The organism is Pectinatus frisingensis, assembly GCF_015732285.1.
Classification (GTDB): domain Bacteria; phylum Bacillota; class Negativicutes; order Selenomonadales; family Selenomonadaceae; genus Pectinatus; species Pectinatus frisingensis.
On record NZ_WIQU01000069.1, the window covers coordinates 47,563 to 69,803 of the forward strand.

Here is a 22,241-nt window from a genome sequence, read left to right on the forward strand (position 1 = left end):
ATGGAAAAAACTTTAGAAGAATTGGCACATATTGTTGGCGGTCGATTGGTGGGAAATCCGTCAATAATGATAACAAAGGTTGCTAATATTGCTATGGCTGATGCCGATAGCATAACTTTCGCGGTTGGCGAGCATGTTGAAGAAGCAAAAACTTGCAAAGCTGCTGCAGTAATTCTGCCAAACGACGTGGATAAATTTCCTTTGCCGGCAGTTTTTGTAGATAATCCACGTGAAGTTTTTATTGACTTAATGAATTTGTTCACACCAAAATTAAAAATAAAACGAGAAATAAGCGATAAGGCAATAATTGGCGAAAATGTGACTATTGGTAAAAATGTTGCTGTTATGCCATTGGCAGTAATTGATGATAATGCAACTATTGGTGATGATGTGGTGTTGTATCCACACGTTTATATAGGGCAGTATGCACAAATCGGTGATGGCAGTATGATTTATTCTAATGTGACAGTACGTGAATTTTGTGAAATCGGGAAAAATGCAATTATTCACAGTTCAACAGTAATCGGTTCTGATGGTTTCGGTTTTGTTACGGAAAATGGGAAACATGTTAAAGTTCCACAAGTTGGCAATGTAGTGATTGAAGATAATGTAGAGATTGGTGCACATGTAGGAATCGACAGAGCAGCAATGGGGTCCACTTACATACGAAAAGGAACAAAGATCGATAATCTTGTCCATATTGGACATGGTTGTGATATTGGTGAAAATAATTTAATAGTAGCGCAGACTGGTATTTCTGGGTCTACTAAAGTTGGCAGTAATGTTACTTTTGGTGGTCAGGTCGGCACGGTAGGGCATATCGAAATAGGGGCAGATTCTGTTTTTGCGGCGCGATCAGGTATTATTAATAATACACCAAAGGGAGTGTTTTATGCTGGGTTTCCGGCAAGACCCCATCAGGAATGGTTAAGGATAACAGCTGCGTCAGCACATGTGCCAGAAATAATAAAGGAAGTAAAAAAAATTCAGCGCCGTTTGGAAAATGAAAAATAATTATTTGTCCGGTACAACATGATGTATGATGATATCAGCACTGAATGATACTTGCAGGAAAACAAAAACGGCTTCAATGGCCGTTTTTTATTTTAGTAATTATTTGGAACAGCTATATTTCATTTATCAGATGTTTTTAAGGAGAGATATGATGTTTCGCAAGATATGGTTTATAAGTATATTGGCTGTGATTTTAGGAGTGGATTCATTCGCTGCTGCGGCTCCGACCACTTATGGACCAACAGGATTAATAGACATGCCTACCTCTGATATCATGCGAACTGATCAATTGGAATTAGGCTATTATAATCTGGATAAAAAAAATTATGAAGTTTTTGCTGTTCCTTTTATAAAGGATATTGAAATAAGCGGATCACTGCGTGATGAAAATCATTCACATACACTAAAAACGATTAATGCCAAATATAATATAATACATGAAAGCGTGCTGCGGCCGGGGATAGCTGTGGGAGTGGACGACATGGCAAATAATGATGAAACATCAGTATATGCAGTGGCCAGTAAGGCTTTACCGCTTGGACTCAGGCTTAGTGCAGGAACTGGTACACGGCGCTACAAAAATGGTTTTGTGGGGTTAGAGACAAGACTGATTCCTTTGTCCAGAGGGGGGGAATTCCCTGATATGTCACTAATGATTGAACATATTGATAGAAAAACATCCTACGGACTTCGTTTAGCGACGGCGCGGGGGTTGCAGGTAACGGCTGGTTGGCGGGACGGAGATCCCTTTTGGGGTGTGACATACACTGTGCCATAAAAACTCATCATATAATAAAAATCGGATAATCCATCAGGGGACTTGCAGTAAAGGACAATGTCCTGTAAAATATAATAATATCAGGCAGGAGGATTTTTTTTGATGCATTATCAAATAACATTGGCTAGAGAGGTATTTTGTGAGGGAGTTGGTCTTCACTCCGGTAAACCGGCAACGGTAAAAATTTTACCGGCACCGGAAAATACGGGAATAGTTTTTATTCGTACTGATTTAACGGACAGACCGCGCATTGAGGCAGTGGCAGAAAATGTCACGACTACACTTCGGGCAACGACCATCAGCAAGGGCAATATTCGAATATTTACTATTGAACATCTGCTTTCCGCATTGCATGTTTATGGTGTAGATAATTGCTATATAGAGGTCAATGGGGAAGAACCTCCTGTTCAGGATGGTTGTTCTGCCTATTTTTTTGCTGTTTTACAGAAGGCGGGTAAAAAAATTCAAAATAAATTGCGGAAAGAAGTCGTCATTGACAAAATATATCGGATTGATGATGGAGAACGATTTATTATTGCGCTGCCCTATGATAAATTCAGAATTAGTTTTACATCATTGAATGAACATCCTTTAATTGGTACGCAATATGCAGATTTTATAGTAACTGAAGATGTTTATGCGAAGGATATTGCTCCGGCTCGTACGATTGCCTATGAGAAGGAAATTAAGCATTTGCAGGATATGGGTCTTGGGTTAGGTGGCAGCTTGGAAAATGTCATAGTTTATAATGATGCGGGCTGGATAAATAAGCTGCGCTTTAACGATGAATTGGTACGCCATAAGATATTGGATGTTATTGGAGATTTGAGATTGACAGGCGGTATTGTCAAGGGACATTTCATCGCTGTGAAATCGGGTCATCAGCTTAATACTGAATTAGCCAAAGAAATTAGGCAGGGCGGCTGTTGATAAGTTTGAGGAGTGGAGGAAAAGAGAATGATTGATATAAATGAAATTCAAAAGGTGCTGCCGCATCGTCCGCCGTTTTTACTTATTGATCGTATATTGGAAGTGGTACCATTTAAAAGTGCTGTTGGTATAAAGAATATTACTATGGGGGAATCTCAATTCCGTGGTCATTTTCCCGGACATCCAATAATGCCGGGGGTATTGATATTGGAAGCAATGGCGCAAGTTGGTGGCTTTGCAATGCTTTATCCTGAAAAGAATCGTGGTAAATTGGCTTTTTTTGGCGGGATGGAAAATGTTAAATTTAAAGTTCCGGTTGTACCGGGTGACCAATTAGTAATGAGAGCTGAACTTATGAAGGTAAGAGGAGAATTTGGCAAGCTGCATGCAGAAGCTTTTGTTGAGGATAAACTTGTCGCTCAGGGAGATTTCATATTTGCCCTGAAAACGGTGAAAGATGCCGAAAAATAGTCATATAAATAATAAAATTGCTTTAAATACGCTTAATATACGGGAAAATAGTTGCTTTTAAAGAGAAATGAAGGGTGGAATAATTTTCCTCATATGGATTATATTTCCATATAAAGACGTTAAAGTTAATGACGTCGGTGAGGAGTGGGATTATGAATGCAGAAAACAAAATAGTTGCATATATACATCCAACGGCTGTTATACATCCCCATGCGAAAATTGGAAAAAACGTTCAAATAGGGCCATATGCAGTAATTGATGAGAATGTTGAAATAGGTGACGGAACCAAGATAATGCCACATGCGGTAATAACAGGCTGGACTGGTATTGGTCAGGATTGTATTGTTTATCCTGGCGCGGTTATCGGTTCAGAACCGCAGGATCTGAAATTTAAGGGTGAAAAATCATATACTTTTATTGGAAATCGTACGACTATCAGAGAGTGTGCGACAATTCACCGTGGCTGCGGTGAGGAAAGCGAAACTCGTATTGGTAATGATTGTCTCCTTATGGCTTATACACATGTAGCTCATAATTGTAATGTAGGCAATAATGTGATAATGGCTAATTCAGCAATGATTGCCGGTCATGTGGTAGTGGAGGACAAAGTCGTTATCGGAGGTATCACAGGAGTTCATCAATTTGTCAGAATTGGACGTAATGCCATGATTGGCGGGGCGTCTAAATTGGTCCAGGATGTGGTTCCCTATACGATTGTTGATGGTCATCCGGCTAAGGTGAGCGGCTTGAATAATGTAGGTATTTCTCGAGCTGGTATTTCAATTGAATCGAGACGTAATATAAAAAAAGCATATAAAATATTATATCGTTCGGGACTGAGTTTATCTCAGGCGATAGAAGTAATAGAGCAGGATGTTGACTCTTGTGAGGAAATAGAACATTTCCTGCGATTTTTGCGAAATGCTGAACGTGGCATTTGCCGCAGCCGAAAGGATAATATGGAATAAGGGAGATTTATATGGACTCTGTGGGCTTATTAGCTGGTGTGGGCAGACTGCCGGTAGAGTTTGCTGCGGCAGCCCGGCGTATGGGATTAAAAGTTTTTACTGTGGCATTGCTTGATGATGTTGATCAGGATTTGCAGCATATAGTTAAAGGCTATGCCAAAATAAATATTGCTAAATTAAACGAAATTATAACATTTTTAAAAGAAAATAATATAAAAAAAGTAACAATGCTGGGAAAAGTTACCAAGGAGCTTTTATTCAACGGGCAGCATGATAAAATTGATACGCGAATGCTCAAGGTCCTGTCGTCAGTGCCTGACACGAATGATGATACATTAATGTTGGCGTTTGTTCAGGAATTGGCTGAAGAGGGAATAGAAGTACTTGATCAAACGGCATTATTAAAGTTACTCATGCCAAAAACTGGTATATTGTCAAAACGTGAACCGACAGCAGCAGAGATTGATGATATTAAGTTTGGTTTCTTTGTGGCAAAGAAATTGGGCGGGTTAGATATAGGGCAGACAGTTGTGGTTAAAAATAAAGCAGTTATGGCTTTAGAAGCAATAGAGGGAACTGATGCCTGCATTTTACGCGGCGGTGCTTTAGCAAGGAACGGTGCCGTAGTTGTAAAAACTGCTAAACCAAATCAGGATAATAGATTTGATATTCCGGCTGTGGGGGAAAAAACTATTGAATCTATGCTTGCTGTCAAGGCAAGCGTATTGGCGATAGAGGCTGAAAAAACAATTATCGTTGATAGGAAAAAGGTCATAGCCTTAGCTGATGACAATGGCATAGCAATAACAGTAATATAACATGATGGCGCGGCGGATTTTCAAAATGGATTATCCTCGCGTCTTTTTCTGCTTGAGGCTGATATTAATTGGACTATTTCGGAGAAAAAATGTATAAAATAATGTTTTCTGCTGGAGAAGCGTCAGGAGATTTACACGGGGCTAGCTTGGCAGCAGCTTTGAGAAAAATAGAACCGAATATAGAAATGGTCGGATTTGGTGGAACAATGATGGAAAATGCCGGAGTGAAACTTATTGCTAACATGACGGAATACAGTGTTATGGGGTTTTATGAGGTAATAATCAATTTATATCGCTTAATTAAATTGCGTAATAAATTAGTGGATTATATGAAAAAGGAAAAACCAGATATACTGGTTTTGATTGATTACCCGGATTTTAATTGGCGACTGGCACCTGTTGCAAAAAAACTTGGCATACCTGTTTTTTCTTATATTCCGCCATCTGCGTGGGCTTGGCGTAAAGGCCGGGCTAAACAAGTGGCGAAAACAGCAGATCAGATAGCAGCTATTTTCCCTTTTGAAACGGCTGTTTATGAACAGGCTGGAGCTAATATAAAGTTTGTGGGTAACCCTTTGATTGATACGGTTAAACCGTCTTTAGACAAGGAGTCTGCCGCAAGGTGTTTTTCGATTGATACATTGAAAACCAATATTTTGCTTCTGCCGGGCAGCCGCAGACAGGAAATAACAGCTATTTTCCCGGTAATGCTGGCAACAGCAGTATTATTTAAAGAAAAATATTCATCGATATGTTTTCATGTAGCAGTGGCTCAAGGTATAAAAATAGAAGAATTGCAAAAAATAGCGGCTGAATATGATGTTGTGATAAATTATCATAAAGATAAGATTTATGATTTGATGAGCTGTTGTGACATAGGATTGGCAACATCGGGGACTGTTATTTTAGAAGCGGCACTTATGGGGCTTCCTACGGTGGTTTTGTATCGTATGTCTAAACTGACATATCATATAGCTAAGATGTTTGTTGATGTGAAGTTTTTCAGTTTACCTAATATATTACTGAAAGAAAGAGTGATGCCAGAGCTTTTACAAGAGCAGGTAAATCCAGAAAACGTTTTTAAATCAACACAAACGCTTTTGAATGATAATGAGCAATATGTAAAGAGTAAATTGAAAACAGTCAGAGCCAAACTTGGGTCTCCAGGCGTGGCTGAAAGAACAGCAAGATTAATTATTGCTACAGCAGATAAAAAAATAAATCCAATGAACAGGAATAATGCATGAAGAACTATAGGCGACTTTTACTATTTATAAAACCATATATCCCCCGGCTGTGCCTGGCTGTGGTTTGTATAATAATGGCAGCAGCAGCAAACCTTTATGTCCCGTGGATAATAAAAGATTTGATTGATAAAGTATTGGCTGATAAAGACTTAGTTACACTTAATCTGCTGGGATTAGGTATTATTGTGGTGTTCTTTTTCCGCGGAATATTTTATTATGGACAGACATATCTTGTTTCATATATTGCTGAACGAGTAATAATTGATATAAGAGAAGTTCTTTATAAAAAATTTCAGGAATTTCAATTGTCATATTATGAAAAGCAGCAGACCGGCACTATAATGAGCTATATAACAAATGATGTAGCGGCTCTGCAGGCGGCATTAGTGGACAGTCTGATTGACTTAGTTACAGAATCATCAATTTTTATTGGTTCGGTTTGTATGATGTTTTATATTGACTGGAAGTTAACAATGATAACGATAGTCGTTGTACCGTTAGTCGGACAGGCAATGAAAATCTTTGGCAGAAAACTTAGAGAAAGCGGTGCTGTTGTACAGCAGCGCACAGCTGATATAACATCATTACTGCAAGAATCAATATCGGCAGTACGGGTAATAAAATCTTTTGTCCGTGAAGATTATGAAATGGAACGTTTCAGCCAGCAAAATTATCTTAATTTCAGAGCCAATATGAAAACTATCCAATTGATGTCACTGCTGACGCCAATTGTTGAGTTTTTAGCGGCATTGATAGTCACAATTATATTGTGGTTTGGCGGTTATCAGGTAGTTAACGGAGCACTTACAGCAGGTTCTTTAATTGCTTTTTTAACATATGCGGTAAATTTGGCTAATCCGGTAAAACGTATCAGCAGAGTATTTGGCACTGTACAGAAAGCAATGGCTGCTGCTGATCGAGTATTTGGTGTATTGGATACTGAAGAGGAAATAAAAGATAATCCTGATGCACAGGATATGCCTAATGTTATCGGACATGTGGAATTCAAAGATGTTTGCTTCGAATATAATCCTGGGCGCAGGATTATTAATAATTTATCACTTGATGTAAAACCGGGTCAGGTAGTGGCAATAGTGGGACCAAGCGGTGCTGGAAAAACTACTATAGTAAATTTAATACCGAGGTTTTATGATGTTACTGCTGGTGCAGTATATGTTGATGATATAGATGTACGTAGTGTAAGGCTGGCTTCATTGCGTAGTCAAATAGGGATAGTACCTCAAGAAACAGTATTGTTTAGTGACAGCGTAATGCACAATATAAGATATGGCAGACTGGATGCTACGGATGAACAGATAGTAGCGGCGGCAAAAGCGGCAAATGCGCATGACTTTATTTTGACTTTAAAAAATGGTTATGATACAAAAATTGGTGAACGTGGTGTGACATTGTCCGGTGGGCAGAGACAGCGTATTGCTATTGCCAGGGCCATATTAAAGAATCCTCGTATACTCATTCTTGATGAAGCAACATCAGCACTTGATACGGAAAGTGAAGAACTGGTACAGGATGCATTGGATAAATTGATGATAGGACGAACTTCTTTTGTTATAGCGCATCGTTTATCAACTATTTTGCAGGCTGATAATATCATTGTAATGGAAAACGGAGAGATGGTAGAATCGGGAACACATAGTGCGTTATTAGCGAAAAATGGATTATACAGCCATTTATATAATATACAATTCAATGACAAGAAATCTAGGCAGGTGTGATTAATGCAGATACTATATGATATTGTAGTTGTGCTGCTCATGATTGTGCTGCTGCCATATTTTATTGTACGGTTGATACGAGAAAAAGGATTTGGTGAGCGTATGAAGCAAAGTTTTGGCTTTTTGCCAAAACATGCTTTGGATAAAGTAGCTGGCAAAGATTGCATCTGGGTGCATGCGGCATCTGTGGGTGAAATAGTTGCGGCCAGTCCATTGGTTAAAGAGTTTCGACGGGAATTTCCTGAAATACCTATATTGATATCAGTGGTTACCTGTTCCGGATATACAATGGCTAACCGAATAATCAAAGATGCTGACAGTATAATTTATTTTCCTTTGGATTTACCTTTTTTAGCGGATCACACGGTAAAAAAGATAAAGCCGCGTATTTTTTTACCCGTAGAGACAGAACTATGGCCTAATTTACTTAAAGCAGCAAGACGTTATGATGTGGCGGTGATGATGGTAAATGGACGAATAAGTGATAAAAGTGTAAACCGTTATCGCTATATGTTCAGCCTGCTCAGTGATATGGTTGGAACTGTTAATAAATTTGCGATGCAATCGGAAATTGATGCTTCGTATATAATACGTCTTGGGGCGGATCCAAAATTAGTCGCAGTTACCGGTAATACCAAGTTTGATCAGACTTATACTAATGTATCGGCTGAGGGAAAAAAGAAAATAATTGCCGAACTTGGGTTAGATGATGCCGAGGGGATTATTATTGCCGGAAGTACACATAAGGGTGAAGAAGTTTATGTATTAGATGCTTTTATGAAGTTACGTAATGAATTTCCTAAGGTCAAACTGATTATCGCACCGCGAAAAATAATACGTAAAGATGATGTGAAAAACATATGTGAGCAACGTGGTTTTAAAACGGCTTTTCGGACTGATTTAAAAAAGAGAATTTATCATGGACACGATATTGTAATACTTGATACAATTGGTGAATTGGGTAAAATATATAGTGTTGGTGATGTTATATACATCGGTGGCAGTTTAGTACCGCATGGCGGGCATAATATACTTGAACCGGCTGCACACGGCAAGGCGATAATTGTAGGTAAAAATATGTTTAACTTTAAGGATACTTACATGTTATTTAAAAAGCGTGACGCGTGTTTGACTGTTAATAATTCAATAGAATTGGCTCAGCAAATGATAAAATTGTTTCGTCAGCCAGAAATAAGACATCAGATGGAAGTAACCAGCTTAGCGATAATTCATGAAAATCAGGGCGCATCGCGGCGTTCAGCAGTGATTTTGCGGCAGGTATTGGAAGAACTTGACAAAAACCATAAGACATTGGCTGTTCCATCAACTGAAGCTATCGAAAATTTACAAACATATTTGTTTGAACTGGTACATGGCAGAAGGGAAAAGCATGTTGTTGGATATTTGATTATATTTGTATTGGATATATTTTCCTTTATTTACGAAAAACTTGTCAATTTAAAATTGTGGTTATATCAAAGTGGCATCTTAAAGCGACAAAGTATTGATTGTTATGTTATCAGCATAGGCAATATTACTGTGGGGGGAACAGGTAAAACGCCGACTTCACAGAGACTGGCAAAGGAAATAAGTAATATAGGCTATAAAGTTGCTATTTTAAATCGTGGGTATAGAGCTAAATGGCACGGTGATGTCGGAGTGGTTTCTGATGGCAGAAAATTGTTGATGACAGCATCTCAAGCGGGGGATGAAGCTTTTCTGCTGGCCAAAAATTTACCGGATGTTCCAGTATTGATAGGTCCGGATCGTTCACTTACCGGTGAATATGCTATTGAAAATTTCGGTGTGGAAGTAGCTATCTTGGATGATGGCTATCAGCATTGGCAATTGAAAAGAAATATGGATATATTATTGGTTGATTCAATAAATATCTTTGGTAATGAACATATTTTACCGCGCGGTACGCTGCGGGAATCTTTGTCGCATTTAGATCGTGCCGATGTCTGTTTGTTGACTAAAGTCGATCAGGCAACACCACACTCCCGTGAATATATTAGAAAAACATTGTCACAAAATAATGACCATGCATTAATTGTTGAAAGTATTCATAATCCGATGGGATTTGTAGAAATCGGTGAATGGTCGGATAACATTGGTTGTACAGGTAAAAAAATTGTTGAAATGGTTGGATGCAGGATAATGGTCGTTTCAGCAATCGGAAATCCGGCGTCAGTTGAACAAACATTGCAGAGCATAGGTACGATTATAGTGGAAAGCATACGATTCCCTGATCATCACGATTATTCACTTGATGAAATTGCAGCAGTGATGAAACAAGCTGAAAAACGTGGTGCCGAGGCTATAGTTATAACTGATAAGGACGCCGTTAAATTTCCGCAGGAAATTATTCAGGAAAAAAACCGTATACCTATATATATAATAAGCATAGAAATAAAGTTTAAAAATGGTGCTGAAGAGTTTTATCAATATATAAAAGAACATTTACCACCACTGACAAAACATGATGATCAAGTATGTAATGTAAGAAAAAAATAATTGATTGAAATACCAATATTGTCTGCAAGGGGGAAGTCAGGCCAGATGAATATAATTTGTATAATACCGGCGCGTTATGCTTCAACACGTTTACCGGGCAAGCCACTTGCCGATGTTGCGGGTAAACCGCTTGTGGTGCGTGTTTATGAACAAGCAGTAAAGGCAAAGATTCCTACAGAATTTATTGTGGCAGTTGATAATAAACAGATTTATGATGCAGTGTTAAAGGCGGGCGGAAAGGCTGTAATGACACGCAGTGACCATCTGACAGGAACAGACCGTCTGGCAGAGGCCGCATTGAACTATCCAGATGCAGATGTGATAATCAATATACAAGGTGATGAACCTTTAATTGATCCAGAGCTTATTGACAGACTGGGAAATCTTTTTATCGATGATAGTTCGCTTAATATGGCAACGGTAAAAACATTAATGCTTGATAAAGAAAAAAATGAACCAGGCAATGTGAAGGTAATAACAGATCAAAATGACTTTGCAATTTATTTTTCCCGCTCATTGATCCCTTACCCGCGTAATGATTCCGGTGTTAAAATTTATAAGCATATCGGTATATATGCTTATAAAAGAGAATTTTTACTCAAATATGCCAAGATGAAACCGACACCTTTAGAACGGACAGAGTCGTTAGAACAATTGCGGGCAATTGAAAATGGTTATAAAATAAAAGTTATCACGTCTGATAAACGTTTTATCGGTGTAGATACTCCGGAAGACTTAGCAATAGTGAATAAATATTATAGACAAAAAGAGGGGAAACACGATCATGCATAATGTTAAACTGAAAAATTTTGAGATAGGTTCTGGCAATCAATTAGTACTGATTGCCGGTCCATGTGTTCTGGAAGGCTATGAACGCAGTTTATATATTGGACAAAGAGCTAAAGAGATTGCTGACAGTTTGGGTATACCTTATGTTTTCAAGGCATCTTTCGATAAAGCCAACAGGTCTTCTTATAAGGGATTTAGAGGTCCAGGCTTGGATGCTGGATTAAAAATATTAGGTAAGATTAAACAGGAGCTCAAAGTTCCGATAATAAGTGATGTTCATACCGAGGAACAAATAGGACCAGCGGCTAAAGTTCTTGATATATTGCAAATACCAGCATTTTTGTGCCGGCAAACTGATTTACTTTATGCAGCGGCTAAAAGCGGCAAAATAGTTAATGTTAAAAAAGGGCAGTTTATGGCACCCAAGGACATGAAAAATGTTGTGGAAAAGATAGAAAGTGCTGACAATCAACAGATAATGCTGACGGAACGGGGAGCTTGTTTCGGATACAATAATCTTGTCGTCGATATGCGGTCATTTCCTATAATGCGGGAATTTGGTTATCCGGTAATTTTTGATGCCACACACAGTGTACAGCTGCCAGGGGGCAATGGAACCAGTTCAGCCGGTAACCGCGAATATGTGGAATATTTGACTCGGGCTGCAGTGGGAGCCGGAGTGGACGGATTATTTATGGAAGTTCATGATAATCCGGCAGAAGCACTTTCAGACGGACCTAATATGGTTTATTTGGATGATTTGAAGAATATTTTGCAGGATGCATTGGCTATACATAAAATAGTTAAAAAACATTTTTAATCATATAATATTGGGAGGAGATTATTTTGGACAGTACAATAAAAGTTAAGGCAAAAGAAACACTTACTATCGAGGCAGATGCAGTAAGGAATCTTTCTTCACATATAGATGATGAATTTGAGATGGCAGTAAAGGCTATTTTGGCTTGTAAAGGACGTATTATTTTAACTGGTATGGGAAAGTCCGGCCATATTGGCAGAAAAATTGCGGCAACGTTGGCGAGTACTGGGACACCGGCATTTTTTATGCATCCGGGAGAGGCTTTTCATGGTGATTTGGGTATGGTTACAGCAGAGGATATTGTTATGGCTTTATCACATAGCGGTGAATCCACTGAGGTAATCAATATTTTACCGATAATAAAAAGAATAGGTGCATCAATAATTGCCCTATGCGGCAAAAAGAATTCTTCCCTTGGAGAAAATGCTGATTATTATGTAGATGTGAGTATAAAAAGAGAAGCCTGTCCGTTAGGATTGGCGCCAACGGCCAGCACAACAGCAACTTTGGCAATGGGAGACGCCATCGCAATGGCATTGTTGTCGGTACGTAATTTTACGGCTAAGGATTTTGCTGTATTCCATCCGGGCGGAGCATTAGGACGGCGTTTGCTGCTGACTGTAGAAAATGTCATGCACAGCGGGGATGATAATCCGATTATTGGCAAAGATAAAACAGCTAAAGAGGCATTATTCCTTATGACTGACAAAGGATTGGGAGCTACATCGGTTATAAATGAAAGTGGTAAATTCATAGGGTTGATAACAGATGGAGATATACGACGCGGATTGTCACATGGTATTGAATTCCTTAATGAATCGGTAGAACATTTGATGACAAGTCAGCCGCTTACGATTACCAGAAACAAAATGGCGGCTGAAGCATTGAGTATAATGGAAAAGCATAAACCACGGCCGATAACTGTACTGCCTGTGATTGATAAAGATAACAATCCGGTGGGGATAGTTCATTTGACTGATTTATTGCGGCAGGGTGTGGTCTAAAATGGAATTGTATGAAGGTTCGGCAATTAGAGCGTCGAAAGTGCGTATGATAATATTTGATATCGATGGAGTAATGAGTGACGGCAGGCTGCACTATACGGGTGACGGGGAACTGTTCAAAACTTTTTTTACCAGAGATGGGCTGGGAATAAGTCTGGCCCACCAAAGCGGCATAAAGTTAGCAGCTATAACCGGACGAAGATCAAAGATTGTTGCAACGCGTTGCAAGGAATTAAAATTTGATGCTATTTATCAAGGCCATCTATATAAAACGACAGCTTATGAAAAATTAAAACAGGATTATTGTCTGGCAGATGAACAATTTGCTTATATCGGTGATGATTTGGTTGATTTGCCTATAATGGTCAAAGTGGGGTTTGCTGCCACCGTGGCTGATGCTGTTAGTGATGTAAAGAAAATTGCCCATTTTATCAGTGATTTTAATGGCGGTGAAGGAGCGGTACGCCAGATTATAGAGTTTATTTTAAAGGCCCAGGGGAAATGGCAGTCGCTGGTGCAAGATTATTTAGATGGAGGTATTTCCGCTAAAGCACTTGATAACAATGCGCAATAAGATTATTATAATGCTGTAGAACATATAGCAGTTTTATAGATAATAAAGGCAGGAGGGAAAGTGCCGTTTGCAATATCATATATTGAAATTTTTAAGCTTTTGTGTATGTTTATTGCCGCATAAGGCGTTATTATATATTGGCAGGATTTTAGGAATTTTATATTTTCATTTGATTGCCAAAGAGCGCAATCGGGCTATAACCCAGATGCAGATGTCACTGGGATGCAGTGAAAAAGAAGCTGCTGAAACGGTAAAAAATTCATTTATAAATCTTGGCCGGTCATTTTTAGAGATACTTTACACACCGCGACTCAATAAAAATAATATAAACGATTTTGTTGATCCGCATGGCCTGGAAAAAATAAAAGCAGCAGTTCAGGAAGGTCATGGTGTAGTTATATTAACGGGACATGTCGGTAATTGGGAATGGCTGGCGGCTTCGATGGCATTTAATGGTATTCCTACCACTACCATAGTAAAACCTCAACCGAATGCCCAGCATACTCGTATATTGAATGAATATCGTAGAATGGTTGGGGTGGAAGTCTTTGCCCGCGGCACCAGTGAATTAATGGCTGCCGCACGGGCTTTGAAAAAAGGAAAAGTATTGGGATTTTTAGTTGATCAGGATGCGGGACCGGGTGGGGCATTTATTAAATTTTTTGGTAGATTGGCATCGACACCCTTAGGACCGGCGGTATTTGCCCATAAGTTTTTATCACCGGTTGTACCAGCTTTTATTGTACGCCGTGAAGATGGCAGGCATCGTTTGATAATAGGCGATATTATGCGTTATAAGGATACTGGTGATCCGGATAAAGATTTGTTGGATTTCACTAAAAAAATGACTGAGTTTGTTGAGAATGTGATAAAAAATCATCCCACGCAGTGGTTGTGGTTCCAGAAACGCTGGAATACAGCTCCTGAAGAACAAAAAATAAAACATCATGTATCAGGAAGACGATAACACATGAAAAGCTTAAAGGATAAAAATAAAATAGCGTTATATGGTTTTATTGTGATAATTATTGCTGTTTGTGTATGGGCGGTGGTGACGAAGCCGGAGCCACAAAAAAAAGCAGCTGATGATACTAATAAAGAACAAACAATGGATTATATGTCCAATACCATCGTTGAAGAACGAAACGGCAGAAAAATATGGGAAATAACGGCTGACAGCATAAAGATGAATACTAAAACACAGCAGGCGGAAATGGAAAATATCCATGGCAAGTATTATGGAGAAAATGATGGTGAACAAGTATTGACGCTCACAGCACCGCATGGGACTTATTCTGACAGTACGAAAGATATTGTGCTGGATAATGGCGTGCATGTGCAGGGAAATCAAGGACTTGTTTTCGATTCACAAAAGCTTGTCTGGGATGATGAAAATCAGTTGCTGACTGGTCAAGGTAATGTTAAAATTGTAAAAGACAATATGCAGGCGCAGGCGGATCAGGTTGAAAGCAGCAATTCTTTCCTGCAGTTTAAATTATCGGGCAATGCCCATATAGTAGAAGGAAGTACGGCACAATGAAGTTTAATGGTAGATTTAAAATAGCCGCTGTAGTGGCTGCAGCTATCGCAGTATATGCCGGAACAGTATTTGCTGATAGCGGAAAACCGACAGAATTAAGTGCGAATAGTATAGAGTATAATACTCAATCGGGTATTATGACCGCCAATGGGAATGTGGTTATGACTCAGGAGGGAGCCCGTATAAGTGGAGCTCATGCTGTTTATAATTCTAAAACACAGGAAGGTCATATAACCGGTGGTGTTACGGCAGATAAGGATGATTTGCATATGACTGCCGGTGAAGTGTTTACACAGGGAGCTAACATGCTCATAGCCAGTGGCAATGTGGCAGCACATAAAGCAGACAAAACACTGACCGGAGTACGGTTGGAATATAATACCGACACTGATTATGCCTTGATGCCCAATGGCGGAACGATAACAGCAGCTGATGGGGCAATTTCCGGAGATAAACTGGAAGCCTATATGAAGGATGATCATTTTATTGCCAGTGGAGATGTGCATATATTAAGCCAGACTCGCAATATGGAAGCTTATAGTGATAATGCCGACTATTATAGTCAGGAAGATGGCAAAATAGTTTTGACAGGTAATGCTGTAGCCATGCAGGACAATAATACTATACGCGGTAATACTTTGACACTGTACATGGGGAATAATGGGCAGGCTGCCGTTAAATAGATGTAAAATGAAGTTTAAATATTATTTCAAATCATGGGCTGACTGAAGTGCATATTTTATATGCACTTTTTGGCAATATTACGTCTGATGGTTAGCATTTTAGCTGGGGGTACGAATTTGTATATCGAAGCAAGAAATCTTGTGAAAAGTTATAAAGAACGCAATGTTGTAGATGAAGTTTCACTTCGGGTAAAAAAAGGTGAAATTGTCGGCCTTTTGGGACCTAATGGCGCAGGAAAAACAACTACATTCTATATGATAATAGGAATTGAACGGCCTACACATGGGGAAATTTATTTATCAGACGTAAATGTAACTAAATTACCTATGTATAAAAGATCTGAATTGGGAATAAGCTATCTGGCCCAAGAATCATCGATATTCAGAAAATTGACGGTAGAGGACAATTTGTCAGCTATTCTAGAGACTACCGAACTATCAAAACAGGAACAAAATAAAAAAAAGGATGAATTGATAGAAGAATTTGGCTTGGGTCATGTGCGTGCCATGAAAGGAATGCAGCTATCCGGTGGAGAAAGACGGCGTGCTGAAATTGCCAGATGTTTGGCGCTGGAACCGCAGTTTATATTACTCGATGAACCCTTTGCCGGCATTGATCCGTTAGCTGTGGCTGATATCCAGGGGATAATAGCATACCTTTGCAAGCGGGGCATGGGAATATTAATAACGGACCATAATGTACGGGAAACTTTGCAGATTGTCAATCGGGCTTATATAATGAATGAGGGAAAGATACTTGTCGCCGGAGACAGTGGGACAATAGCAAATAGTGAAGTGGCAAAGAAATTTTATCTTGGCGACAATTTTACGTTATAGGAGCAATTGTAGATGCGAATTTTAGACCGATATATATTGAAAGAAGTGCTGTTGGCATTTCTATTTGGAATATTTGCCTTTTCCGCTGTTTTTATCGGCTCAGGTACATTGCTCCGGATTGCGCAATATGTTACTCAGTATGGGGCGTCATTTTCTGCAGTGGTACGGTTATTTGTCTATAGTATGCCGGCAATAATGCTATGGACGTTTCCCATGTCGATGTTATTGGCAACACTTCTGGTATTTGGTAAATTATCTGGTGCCAGTGAAATAACAGCGATGAAGTCATGTGGAATAAGTTTTTATCGTATTATTCGTCCTGTTGTGATAATGGGGATTGTTGTAAGTATTTTTGCCATTGCTTTTGATGAATATGTGGTACCGTGGGCGAATCAAGCTTATGCTGATGTAATAAATTATGAAATAAAGAATAATGCTGCGCCCCAGTCCAGGGAACATATAATTTTAAAGGAAATAAAAGATGGGAATATTCAAAGATTAGTTTATGCCCGTCGGTTTGATGTAGAAAAAAATCGTATGGAAATGATTACTATGCAAGATTTTGAAGAGGGCAATCTGGTTCGGGTAGAAAATGCAGATTATGCAGATTGGACTAATAATGAATGGATATTACATAATGGTGTAATTTATTCACTGAGCAATGGTGAAATGTCATATACGATGCATTTTGGTACACAAAAATTACCGATACAGGAAAATCCGGATAATATAATCAGAGAACAAAAAAAACCTGAAGAAATGACGATGAAGGAATTAGAAGCTCAAATAAAGATAATGCGCAGTCAATATGTGGATACCACTGATTTAGAAATAGAATTATACCAGCGGATAACAGTACCACTGGCCAGTTTTATTTTTACGCTGATCGGTGCACCATTAGGTTTACAGCCAAATCGTAACAGTTCATCTATCGGATTTGGGCTGAGTATTATAATAATCTTTATTTATTATGCATTTATGACCATCGCAAGTGTTATTGGTCGAATGGGGATACCGCCGGCTTATGCCGTTTGGCTGCCAAATATAATTGGTGCGGTCATTGGATGTTATTTGATAAAGAAAGCAGCCAGGTAGTAAAAGTTTTAGAATGTAAAAATTAAATATATATCAAAGGAGGTATCTGTCATGCATGGCATAGTATTGATTGTAGTATTAGTGATGGTAGGGGGAATCATTGCCTTTATTGGTGATCGACTGGGTAGTAAAGTGGGAAAGAAGAAAATGACTCTGTTTGGTTTACGACCCCGACATACGTCAATAATAGTTACTATTGTTACAGGAATTGCAATTACTACAATGACCTTTGGCATATTGGCAGTTACTTCTAAAGATGTACGTACGGCACTTTTTGGTATGGAAAAATTACAGCAGAAAATACGTATTACACAGGATAATTTGAATGATGCCGACAATAATCTGCAAAGTGCCAGACAAGAGCAGCAACAGATGCAGTTTAGTTTGGGAAAGACACGTAATGCACTGAATGAAGCTGAAACACAGACTGAAAAATTAAAGCAGTATCAGGGACAACTCTTAGCAGATAATAGTCGTTTAGAAGGTCAAAATGACGCTCTTGAAGGACAAAACAGTTATCTGACTGCAACAAATGGTGATTTACAAAAGTATAATAATGAGTTAATGGGTAGTAATAGCTTGTTGCAAGATCAAAATGATAATCTTTTGAAAAGAAATGGTGATTTGAGCAGCAAACGGATAATTTATCAGGCGGGTGAATTAATTTTTGGTGGGGTGATCCCAGCTACCACTGATTGGTCAGTGGCACAAGAAAGTATGTCAAAACTTATTGCACTGGCTAATACGAGAATTCTTGGCAAGGCTGAATATAGTGCGTCACGGCAAAATGGTTTATGGATAAATCCCACCGAATATGAGGATGCATTGAGCAAGATTTGTTCATCGGATAAAGATATGGTAGTTCGGTTCATCGCTGCGTCTAATTTGGTTAAGGATGAACCGATTCGCAGTAATATAGAACTATATCCGGATAGAAATGTATATAGTAACGGTGAAATGATAACCAATGGTGAATTTGTCACAGATGGTACTCAGGCAATGGCACAGCAAATATTGTTGAATTTTTTGCACGATATAAATACTATTGCTTCGGCAAACGGCGTTCTGCCGGATCCATTACGTGGATCCATTGGTGTTATAAGCATGAATCAGCTTTATGATGTAACAGATGCCATGGTAGGAATAAAGGGCAAAATTTTATTGACGGCTTATTCACGCGGTGATACTAACATATTGGGACCATTGCGGCTGATTATCAAGGTAGAAAAGATAAATGAAGACTAAGGGAAATTGTTTGATAGCGATTGATCCGGGAAGAGAAAAATCAGGGCTTGCCTTACTGCGATATGATAGAAAAGTTATTTTTCATGAAACAGTGGTTATGGTTGATCTTTTACCTACAATAAATATATTGATGAAAAAATATTCCGTTGAAGTATTTGCCATTGGCAGCGGAACCGGCAGTAAGACAATGCAGCTAAGATTAAGGGAGCAATACCCTTCAATTAATATAAAAGTAATAAATGAATATCGGACAACGGACGAGGCAAAAAAACGATATTGGCGGGAGAATCCACCCAGAGGTATAAGACGATTTATACCACGTGGAATGCTTGTACCACCAAGACCTGTAGATGACCTTGCTGCCGTTATTATTGGTGAAAAATACCTGTCTGGGAATTAAATGGCTGTGTTGCTTAAGAGCGATTTTGTCCAGACAGGTTTCCTTTTGGCAAAGATTTTATTTATAGGCGGGGATTAATATGGAGAAAAAGCAGCTTAAAAAATTGATTGATGTTGCGGCAGGACGTTGTAAGGCTGATTTAGTATTAAAAAATTGCCGTATCGCCGATGTCTATAACGCTGAATTTATCACTGGTGATATTGCAATAAGTGATGGCTTTATAGCTGGTATTGGAAAATATGATGGGGAAAAAGAGCAGAATTTACAAGGCGCTGCAGTAGTACCAGGACTTATTGACAGTCACATTCATATAGAATCGGCTTGTGTCAGCCCTGAGGAAATAGGTGCACTTTTGGTACCGCATGGTACGACGACAATTATTGCTGATCCACATGAAATTGTTAATGTGTGCGGATTGACCGGGATGAACTATATGATAAAAGCAGCAAAAAATACCGTACTCAATATAGAGTATATGCTGCCGTCTTGTGTGCCGGCAACACCCTTTGAACATGCAGGGGCGGATATTACGGCAGCTGTGATGCAGCGGACAATGGCTGACAACGATATTCTCGGTATGGGAGAATTTATGAATTTTCCGGGTGTTATTAGTGCCGATGATGAGGTATTAAACAAATTATTGACGGCAAAAAAGAATAAAAAAATAATTGATGGACATGGTCCAGGTCTCACCGGTAATGCTTTAAATGCATACATTGCTGCAGGAATTGCCGATGATCATGAATGTTCTACTCTTGAAGAAATGCATGATAAATTAGCCAGAGGCATGTATGTTATTTTGCGAAACGGTTCAGCCTGTCACGATTTACTCACGCTTGTCAGGGGAATTACCACGGCAAATGAACGTCGTTGCCTTTTATGCTCAGATGATCGCCAGCCAAAGACTATTTTTGCTAAAGGTCATTTGGAGGATCATTTGCGTATTTGTGTGGCAAATGGGATAGCTCCGTTTGCTGCACTGCGGATGGCGACGCTTAATGCAGCCGAATGCTTTGGACTTAATGACAGGGGGGCTGTGGCACCGGGCAGACGTGCTGACTTGGCTGTGCTTAATAATTTGGACGAATTTGTTGTTGAAAATGTTTATATTAAAGGCCAATTGGTGTCGACAGATGGAAAATATTTGCCGGAAGTAAAAAAATATCCTATAGATAGTGTAACCGGCAGCTGTCATGTTAAGAATTTCTCCGTTAAAAAATTGGCATTGCGTTTGAAATCGAAATTGGTAAAAACAATTGACATCTTACCGGATGGTGTAGTTACAGAAAAGGGAACGGCAAGTGTTGATTTGGATCAAAACGGACTGTTTGTTTACTCATCGAAAGCAGACATTGTGAAAATAGCTGTTGTTGAACGTCATAAAAATACAGGAAATGTAGCGGTCGCTTTGTTGCGTAATTACGGAATTAAACGTGGGGCAGTGGCAGTATCCATAGCACATGATTCGCATAATATCATTGTTGTGGGGACAAATGATGGTGATATGGAATATGCTGTAAATGAATTGATAAAACAGCAAGGCGGAATAGTGCTTACTTGTGAACATAATATTATTGCCAATATGCCAATGCCGATCGCCGGAATAATGAGTGATAAGAATGGTGAATGGGTTAATAAACGTTTAATTGCCATTCATACGGCAGCATATGAGAAATTGGGAATAAATAGATACATTGATCCAATAATGACATTGTGCTTTATGGCATTACCGGTGATCCCAAAATTGAAAATAACAGACATGGGATTATTTGATGTAGATAAATTTGCTTTTACTTCAGTGGAAGCTTGATTTATTCCTAACATAGGAGTGATTGTAGTGAGACAGCTTATAATGCTTGGCACGGGCAATGCGATGGTGACAAAATACTATAATACCTGCTTTGCCATAAAAACTGATGATGGTATTTTTTTAGTTGATGCCGGTGGTGGTAATACAATATTGGCTCAGATGGAAAGAGCGCAACTTAATTTTTCTGATATTCACCACATGTTTGTTACACATGGGCATACTGATCATGTGCTGGGAGTTATTTGGGCAATACGGAAAATAGCAGATCTTATGGGCAAGAATAAATACGAGGGCAATTTTCATATTTATGGACATGCCGAGGTAATTAATATTATAAAAACCATTGCTGCATTGACGCTTAAGAAAAAAGATCTGAATCAATTGAGGTCCCGTATAATATTGGAAACAGTGAGAGATGGTGATGTCAGAAAAATTCCTGGCATGCAGCTGACTTTTTTTGACATATTATCTACCAAAAAACAACAATTTGGTTTTAGCGCGGTATTTTCTGATGGTTATAAGTTCTCTTGTCTGGGGGATGAACCATATAATGACCATTGCCATACTGTTGTTGAAAATAGTGATATTTTATTGTCCGAAGCATTTTGTCTGTATGCTGACAGGGATAAATTCAATCCCTATGAAAAACATCACAGCACTGTAAAAGAAGCTTGTGAAGTGGCTAAAAATTTAAATGCGAAGGTGGTTTTGTTATATCACACCGAAGATAAAACATTTCCAAATCGTAAAGCAAGATATCTTAATGAAGCTGATAAATATTTTTCCGGGGGAATTTATGTTCCGGATGATTTAGAACAAATAGACTTTTAGATGTCGATAAAACACGGATAAATAATGTGTTATGCTAATGTTTACCAGTAAATAACATTAGCAAAATAATTTATTTGTCCGTGTATTTTTATATAAATATATTGATTGTTTATTGATTTTAGTGTATAACTATA

The 22,241-nt window shown here is 38.7% G+C and carries 22 protein-coding genes; all 22 read left to right on the plus strand.

Annotated features, from left to right (window positions below; translation table 11 throughout):
- A complete protein-coding gene (gene lpxD / locus I6751_RS13505; protein ID WP_196591355.1) occupies window positions 1-1,014 on the plus strand; it encodes a UDP-3-O-(3-hydroxymyristoyl)glucosamine N-acyltransferase in 1,014 nt (337 codons plus the stop codon).
- A gap of 151 nt (window positions 1,015-1,165) precedes the next feature.
- Window positions 1,166-1,792 (plus strand): YjbH domain-containing protein, encoded by a 627-nt coding sequence (locus tag I6751_RS13510; RefSeq protein ID WP_196600393.1) that lies wholly within the window; start codon window positions 1,166-1,168, stop codon window positions 1,790-1,792.
- 102 nt (window positions 1,793-1,894) lie between these two features.
- Complete coding sequence (gene lpxC / locus I6751_RS13515) at window positions 1,895-2,722, plus strand: UDP-3-O-acyl-N-acetylglucosamine deacetylase (protein WP_196591379.1); 828 nt, start codon at window positions 1,895-1,897, stop codon at window positions 2,720-2,722.
- Window positions 2,723-2,749: 27 nt separating this feature from the next.
- On the plus strand, window positions 2,750-3,193 hold the full coding sequence (gene fabZ, locus I6751_RS13520) for a 3-hydroxyacyl-ACP dehydratase FabZ (RefSeq protein WP_196591357.1): 444 nt from the start codon (window positions 2,750-2,752) through the stop codon (window positions 3,191-3,193).
- Window positions 3,194-3,345: 152 nt separating this feature from the next.
- A complete protein-coding gene (gene lpxA, locus I6751_RS13525) occupies window positions 3,346-4,161 on the plus strand; it encodes an acyl-ACP--UDP-N-acetylglucosamine O-acyltransferase (protein ID WP_182187779.1) in 816 nt (271 codons plus the stop codon).
- Between the two features lie 11 nt (window positions 4,162-4,172).
- Window positions 4,173-4,979 (plus strand): LpxI family protein, encoded by an 807-nt coding sequence (locus I6751_RS13530; protein ID WP_196591358.1) that lies wholly within the window; start codon window positions 4,173-4,175, stop codon window positions 4,977-4,979.
- An 89-nt stretch (window positions 4,980-5,068) separates the two neighbouring features.
- Entirely contained in the window at window positions 5,069-6,226 is a 1,158-nt protein-coding gene (gene lpxB, locus I6751_RS13535; RefSeq protein ID WP_196599127.1) for a lipid-A-disaccharide synthase, read from the plus strand.
- On the plus strand, window positions 6,223-7,962 hold the full coding sequence (locus I6751_RS13540) for an ABC transporter ATP-binding protein (RefSeq protein WP_182187782.1): 1,740 nt from the start codon (window positions 6,223-6,225) through the stop codon (window positions 7,960-7,962). The genes lpxB and I6751_RS13540 overlap by 4 nt, the downstream gene beginning before the upstream one ends.
- Window positions 7,963-7,965: 3 nt before the next feature.
- A complete protein-coding gene (lpxK, locus tag I6751_RS13545) occupies window positions 7,966-10,479 on the plus strand; it encodes a tetraacyldisaccharide 4'-kinase (protein ID WP_196591359.1) in 2,514 nt (837 codons plus the stop codon).
- A gap of 45 nt (window positions 10,480-10,524) precedes the next feature.
- Entirely contained in the window at window positions 10,525-11,271 is a 747-nt protein-coding gene (gene kdsB, locus I6751_RS13550) for a 3-deoxy-manno-octulosonate cytidylyltransferase (RefSeq protein ID WP_196591360.1), read from the plus strand.
- Window positions 11,264-12,088 carry a 3-deoxy-8-phosphooctulonate synthase gene (gene kdsA / locus I6751_RS13555; RefSeq protein WP_196591361.1) on the plus strand — a complete coding sequence of 275 codons (825 nt, stop codon included), beginning with the start codon at window positions 11,264-11,266 and terminating at the stop codon, window positions 12,086-12,088. Before kdsB ends, kdsA begins: the two co-directional genes overlap by 8 nt.
- A gap of 23 nt (window positions 12,089-12,111) precedes the next feature.
- On the plus strand, window positions 12,112-13,092 hold the full coding sequence (locus I6751_RS13560; protein WP_330998628.1) for a KpsF/GutQ family sugar-phosphate isomerase: 981 nt from the start codon (window positions 12,112-12,114) through the stop codon (window positions 13,090-13,092).
- 1 nt (window position 13,093) lies between these two features.
- Window positions 13,094-13,666: a KdsC family phosphatase gene (locus I6751_RS13565; protein WP_196591362.1), complete on the plus strand. Its 573-nt coding sequence runs from the start codon at window positions 13,094-13,096 to the stop codon at window positions 13,664-13,666.
- A 67-nt stretch (window positions 13,667-13,733) separates the two neighbouring features.
- Entirely contained in the window at window positions 13,734-14,633 is a 900-nt protein-coding gene (locus tag I6751_RS13570) for a lysophospholipid acyltransferase family protein (RefSeq protein WP_182187787.1), read from the plus strand.
- Window positions 14,634-14,636: 3 nt separating this feature from the next.
- Window positions 14,637-15,206: an LPS export ABC transporter periplasmic protein LptC gene (lptC, locus tag I6751_RS13575; protein ID WP_196591363.1), complete on the plus strand. Its 570-nt coding sequence runs from the start codon at window positions 14,637-14,639 to the stop codon at window positions 15,204-15,206.
- Window positions 15,203-15,889, plus strand: a complete 687-nt coding sequence (locus I6751_RS13580) for an LptA/OstA family protein (RefSeq protein WP_182187789.1) — start codon at window positions 15,203-15,205, stop codon at window positions 15,887-15,889. Before lptC ends, I6751_RS13580 begins: the two co-directional genes overlap by 4 nt.
- A 117-nt stretch (window positions 15,890-16,006) precedes the next feature.
- On the plus strand, window positions 16,007-16,726 hold the full coding sequence (lptB, locus tag I6751_RS13585) for an LPS export ABC transporter ATP-binding protein (protein WP_196591364.1): 720 nt from the start codon (window positions 16,007-16,009) through the stop codon (window positions 16,724-16,726).
- Between the two features lie 12 nt (window positions 16,727-16,738).
- Window positions 16,739-17,821 (plus strand): LptF/LptG family permease, encoded by a 1,083-nt coding sequence (locus tag I6751_RS13590; RefSeq protein WP_196591365.1) that lies wholly within the window; start codon window positions 16,739-16,741, stop codon window positions 17,819-17,821.
- A 51-nt stretch (window positions 17,822-17,872) separates the two neighbouring features.
- Window positions 17,873-19,066, plus strand: coding sequence for a DUF3084 domain-containing protein (locus I6751_RS13595; RefSeq protein WP_196591366.1), 1,194 nt, complete (start codon window positions 17,873-17,875; stop codon window positions 19,064-19,066).
- The gene (locus I6751_RS13600; protein ID WP_196591367.1) at window positions 19,056-19,466 is read left to right on the plus strand and encodes a RuvC family protein; all 411 of its coding nucleotides are present in this window, start codon (window positions 19,056-19,058) and stop codon (window positions 19,464-19,466) included. Before I6751_RS13595 ends, I6751_RS13600 begins: the two co-directional genes overlap by 11 nt.
- Before the next feature lie 79 nt (window positions 19,467-19,545).
- On the plus strand, window positions 19,546-21,276 hold the full coding sequence (gene ade / locus I6751_RS13605; RefSeq protein WP_196591368.1) for an adenine deaminase: 1,731 nt from the start codon (window positions 19,546-19,548) through the stop codon (window positions 21,274-21,276).
- A gap of 27 nt (window positions 21,277-21,303) precedes the next feature.
- A complete protein-coding gene (locus I6751_RS13610) occupies window positions 21,304-22,107 on the plus strand; it encodes an MBL fold metallo-hydrolase (RefSeq protein ID WP_196591369.1) in 804 nt (267 codons plus the stop codon).
- The last annotated feature ends 134 nt before the right edge of the window (window positions 22,108-22,241 follow it).

Bases quoted from the DNA above. Each gene is read 5' to 3' on its own strand.
- lpxD (WP_196591355.1), top strand. From the start codon at position 1: ATGGAAAAAACTTTAGAAGAATTGGCACATATTGTTGGCGGTCGATTG.
- I6751_RS13510 (WP_196600393.1), top strand. From the start codon at position 1,166: ATGTTTCGCAAGATATGGTTTATAAGTATATTGGCTGTGATTTTAGGA.
- lpxC (WP_196591379.1), top strand. From the start codon at position 1,895: ATGCATTATCAAATAACATTGGCTAGAGAGGTATTTTGTGAGGGAGTT.
- fabZ (WP_196591357.1), top strand. From the start codon at position 2,750: ATGATTGATATAAATGAAATTCAAAAGGTGCTGCCGCATCGTCCGCCG.
- lpxA (WP_182187779.1), top strand. From the start codon at position 3,346: ATGAATGCAGAAAACAAAATAGTTGCATATATACATCCAACGGCTGTT.
- I6751_RS13530 (WP_196591358.1), top strand. From the start codon at position 4,173: ATGGACTCTGTGGGCTTATTAGCTGGTGTGGGCAGACTGCCGGTAGAG.
- lpxB (WP_196599127.1), top strand. From the start codon at position 5,069: ATGTATAAAATAATGTTTTCTGCTGGAGAAGCGTCAGGAGATTTACAC.
- I6751_RS13540 (WP_182187782.1), top strand. From the start codon at position 6,223: ATGAAGAACTATAGGCGACTTTTACTATTTATAAAACCATATATCCCC.
- lpxK (WP_196591359.1), top strand. From the start codon at position 7,966: ATGCAGATACTATATGATATTGTAGTTGTGCTGCTCATGATTGTGCTG.
- kdsB (WP_196591360.1), top strand. From the start codon at position 10,525: ATGAATATAATTTGTATAATACCGGCGCGTTATGCTTCAACACGTTTA.
- kdsA (WP_196591361.1), top strand. From the start codon at position 11,264: ATGCATAATGTTAAACTGAAAAATTTTGAGATAGGTTCTGGCAATCAA.
- I6751_RS13565 (WP_196591362.1), top strand. From the start codon at position 13,094: ATGGAATTGTATGAAGGTTCGGCAATTAGAGCGTCGAAAGTGCGTATG.
- lptC (WP_196591363.1), top strand. From the start codon at position 14,637: ATGAAAAGCTTAAAGGATAAAAATAAAATAGCGTTATATGGTTTTATT.
- I6751_RS13580 (WP_182187789.1), top strand. From the start codon at position 15,203: ATGAAGTTTAATGGTAGATTTAAAATAGCCGCTGTAGTGGCTGCAGCT.
- I6751_RS13590 (WP_196591365.1), top strand. From the start codon at position 16,739: ATGCGAATTTTAGACCGATATATATTGAAAGAAGTGCTGTTGGCATTT.
- I6751_RS13595 (WP_196591366.1), top strand. From the start codon at position 17,873: ATGCATGGCATAGTATTGATTGTAGTATTAGTGATGGTAGGGGGAATC.
- I6751_RS13600 (WP_196591367.1), top strand. From the start codon at position 19,056: ATGAAGACTAAGGGAAATTGTTTGATAGCGATTGATCCGGGAAGAGAA.
- ade (WP_196591368.1), top strand. From the start codon at position 19,546: ATGGAGAAAAAGCAGCTTAAAAAATTGATTGATGTTGCGGCAGGACGT.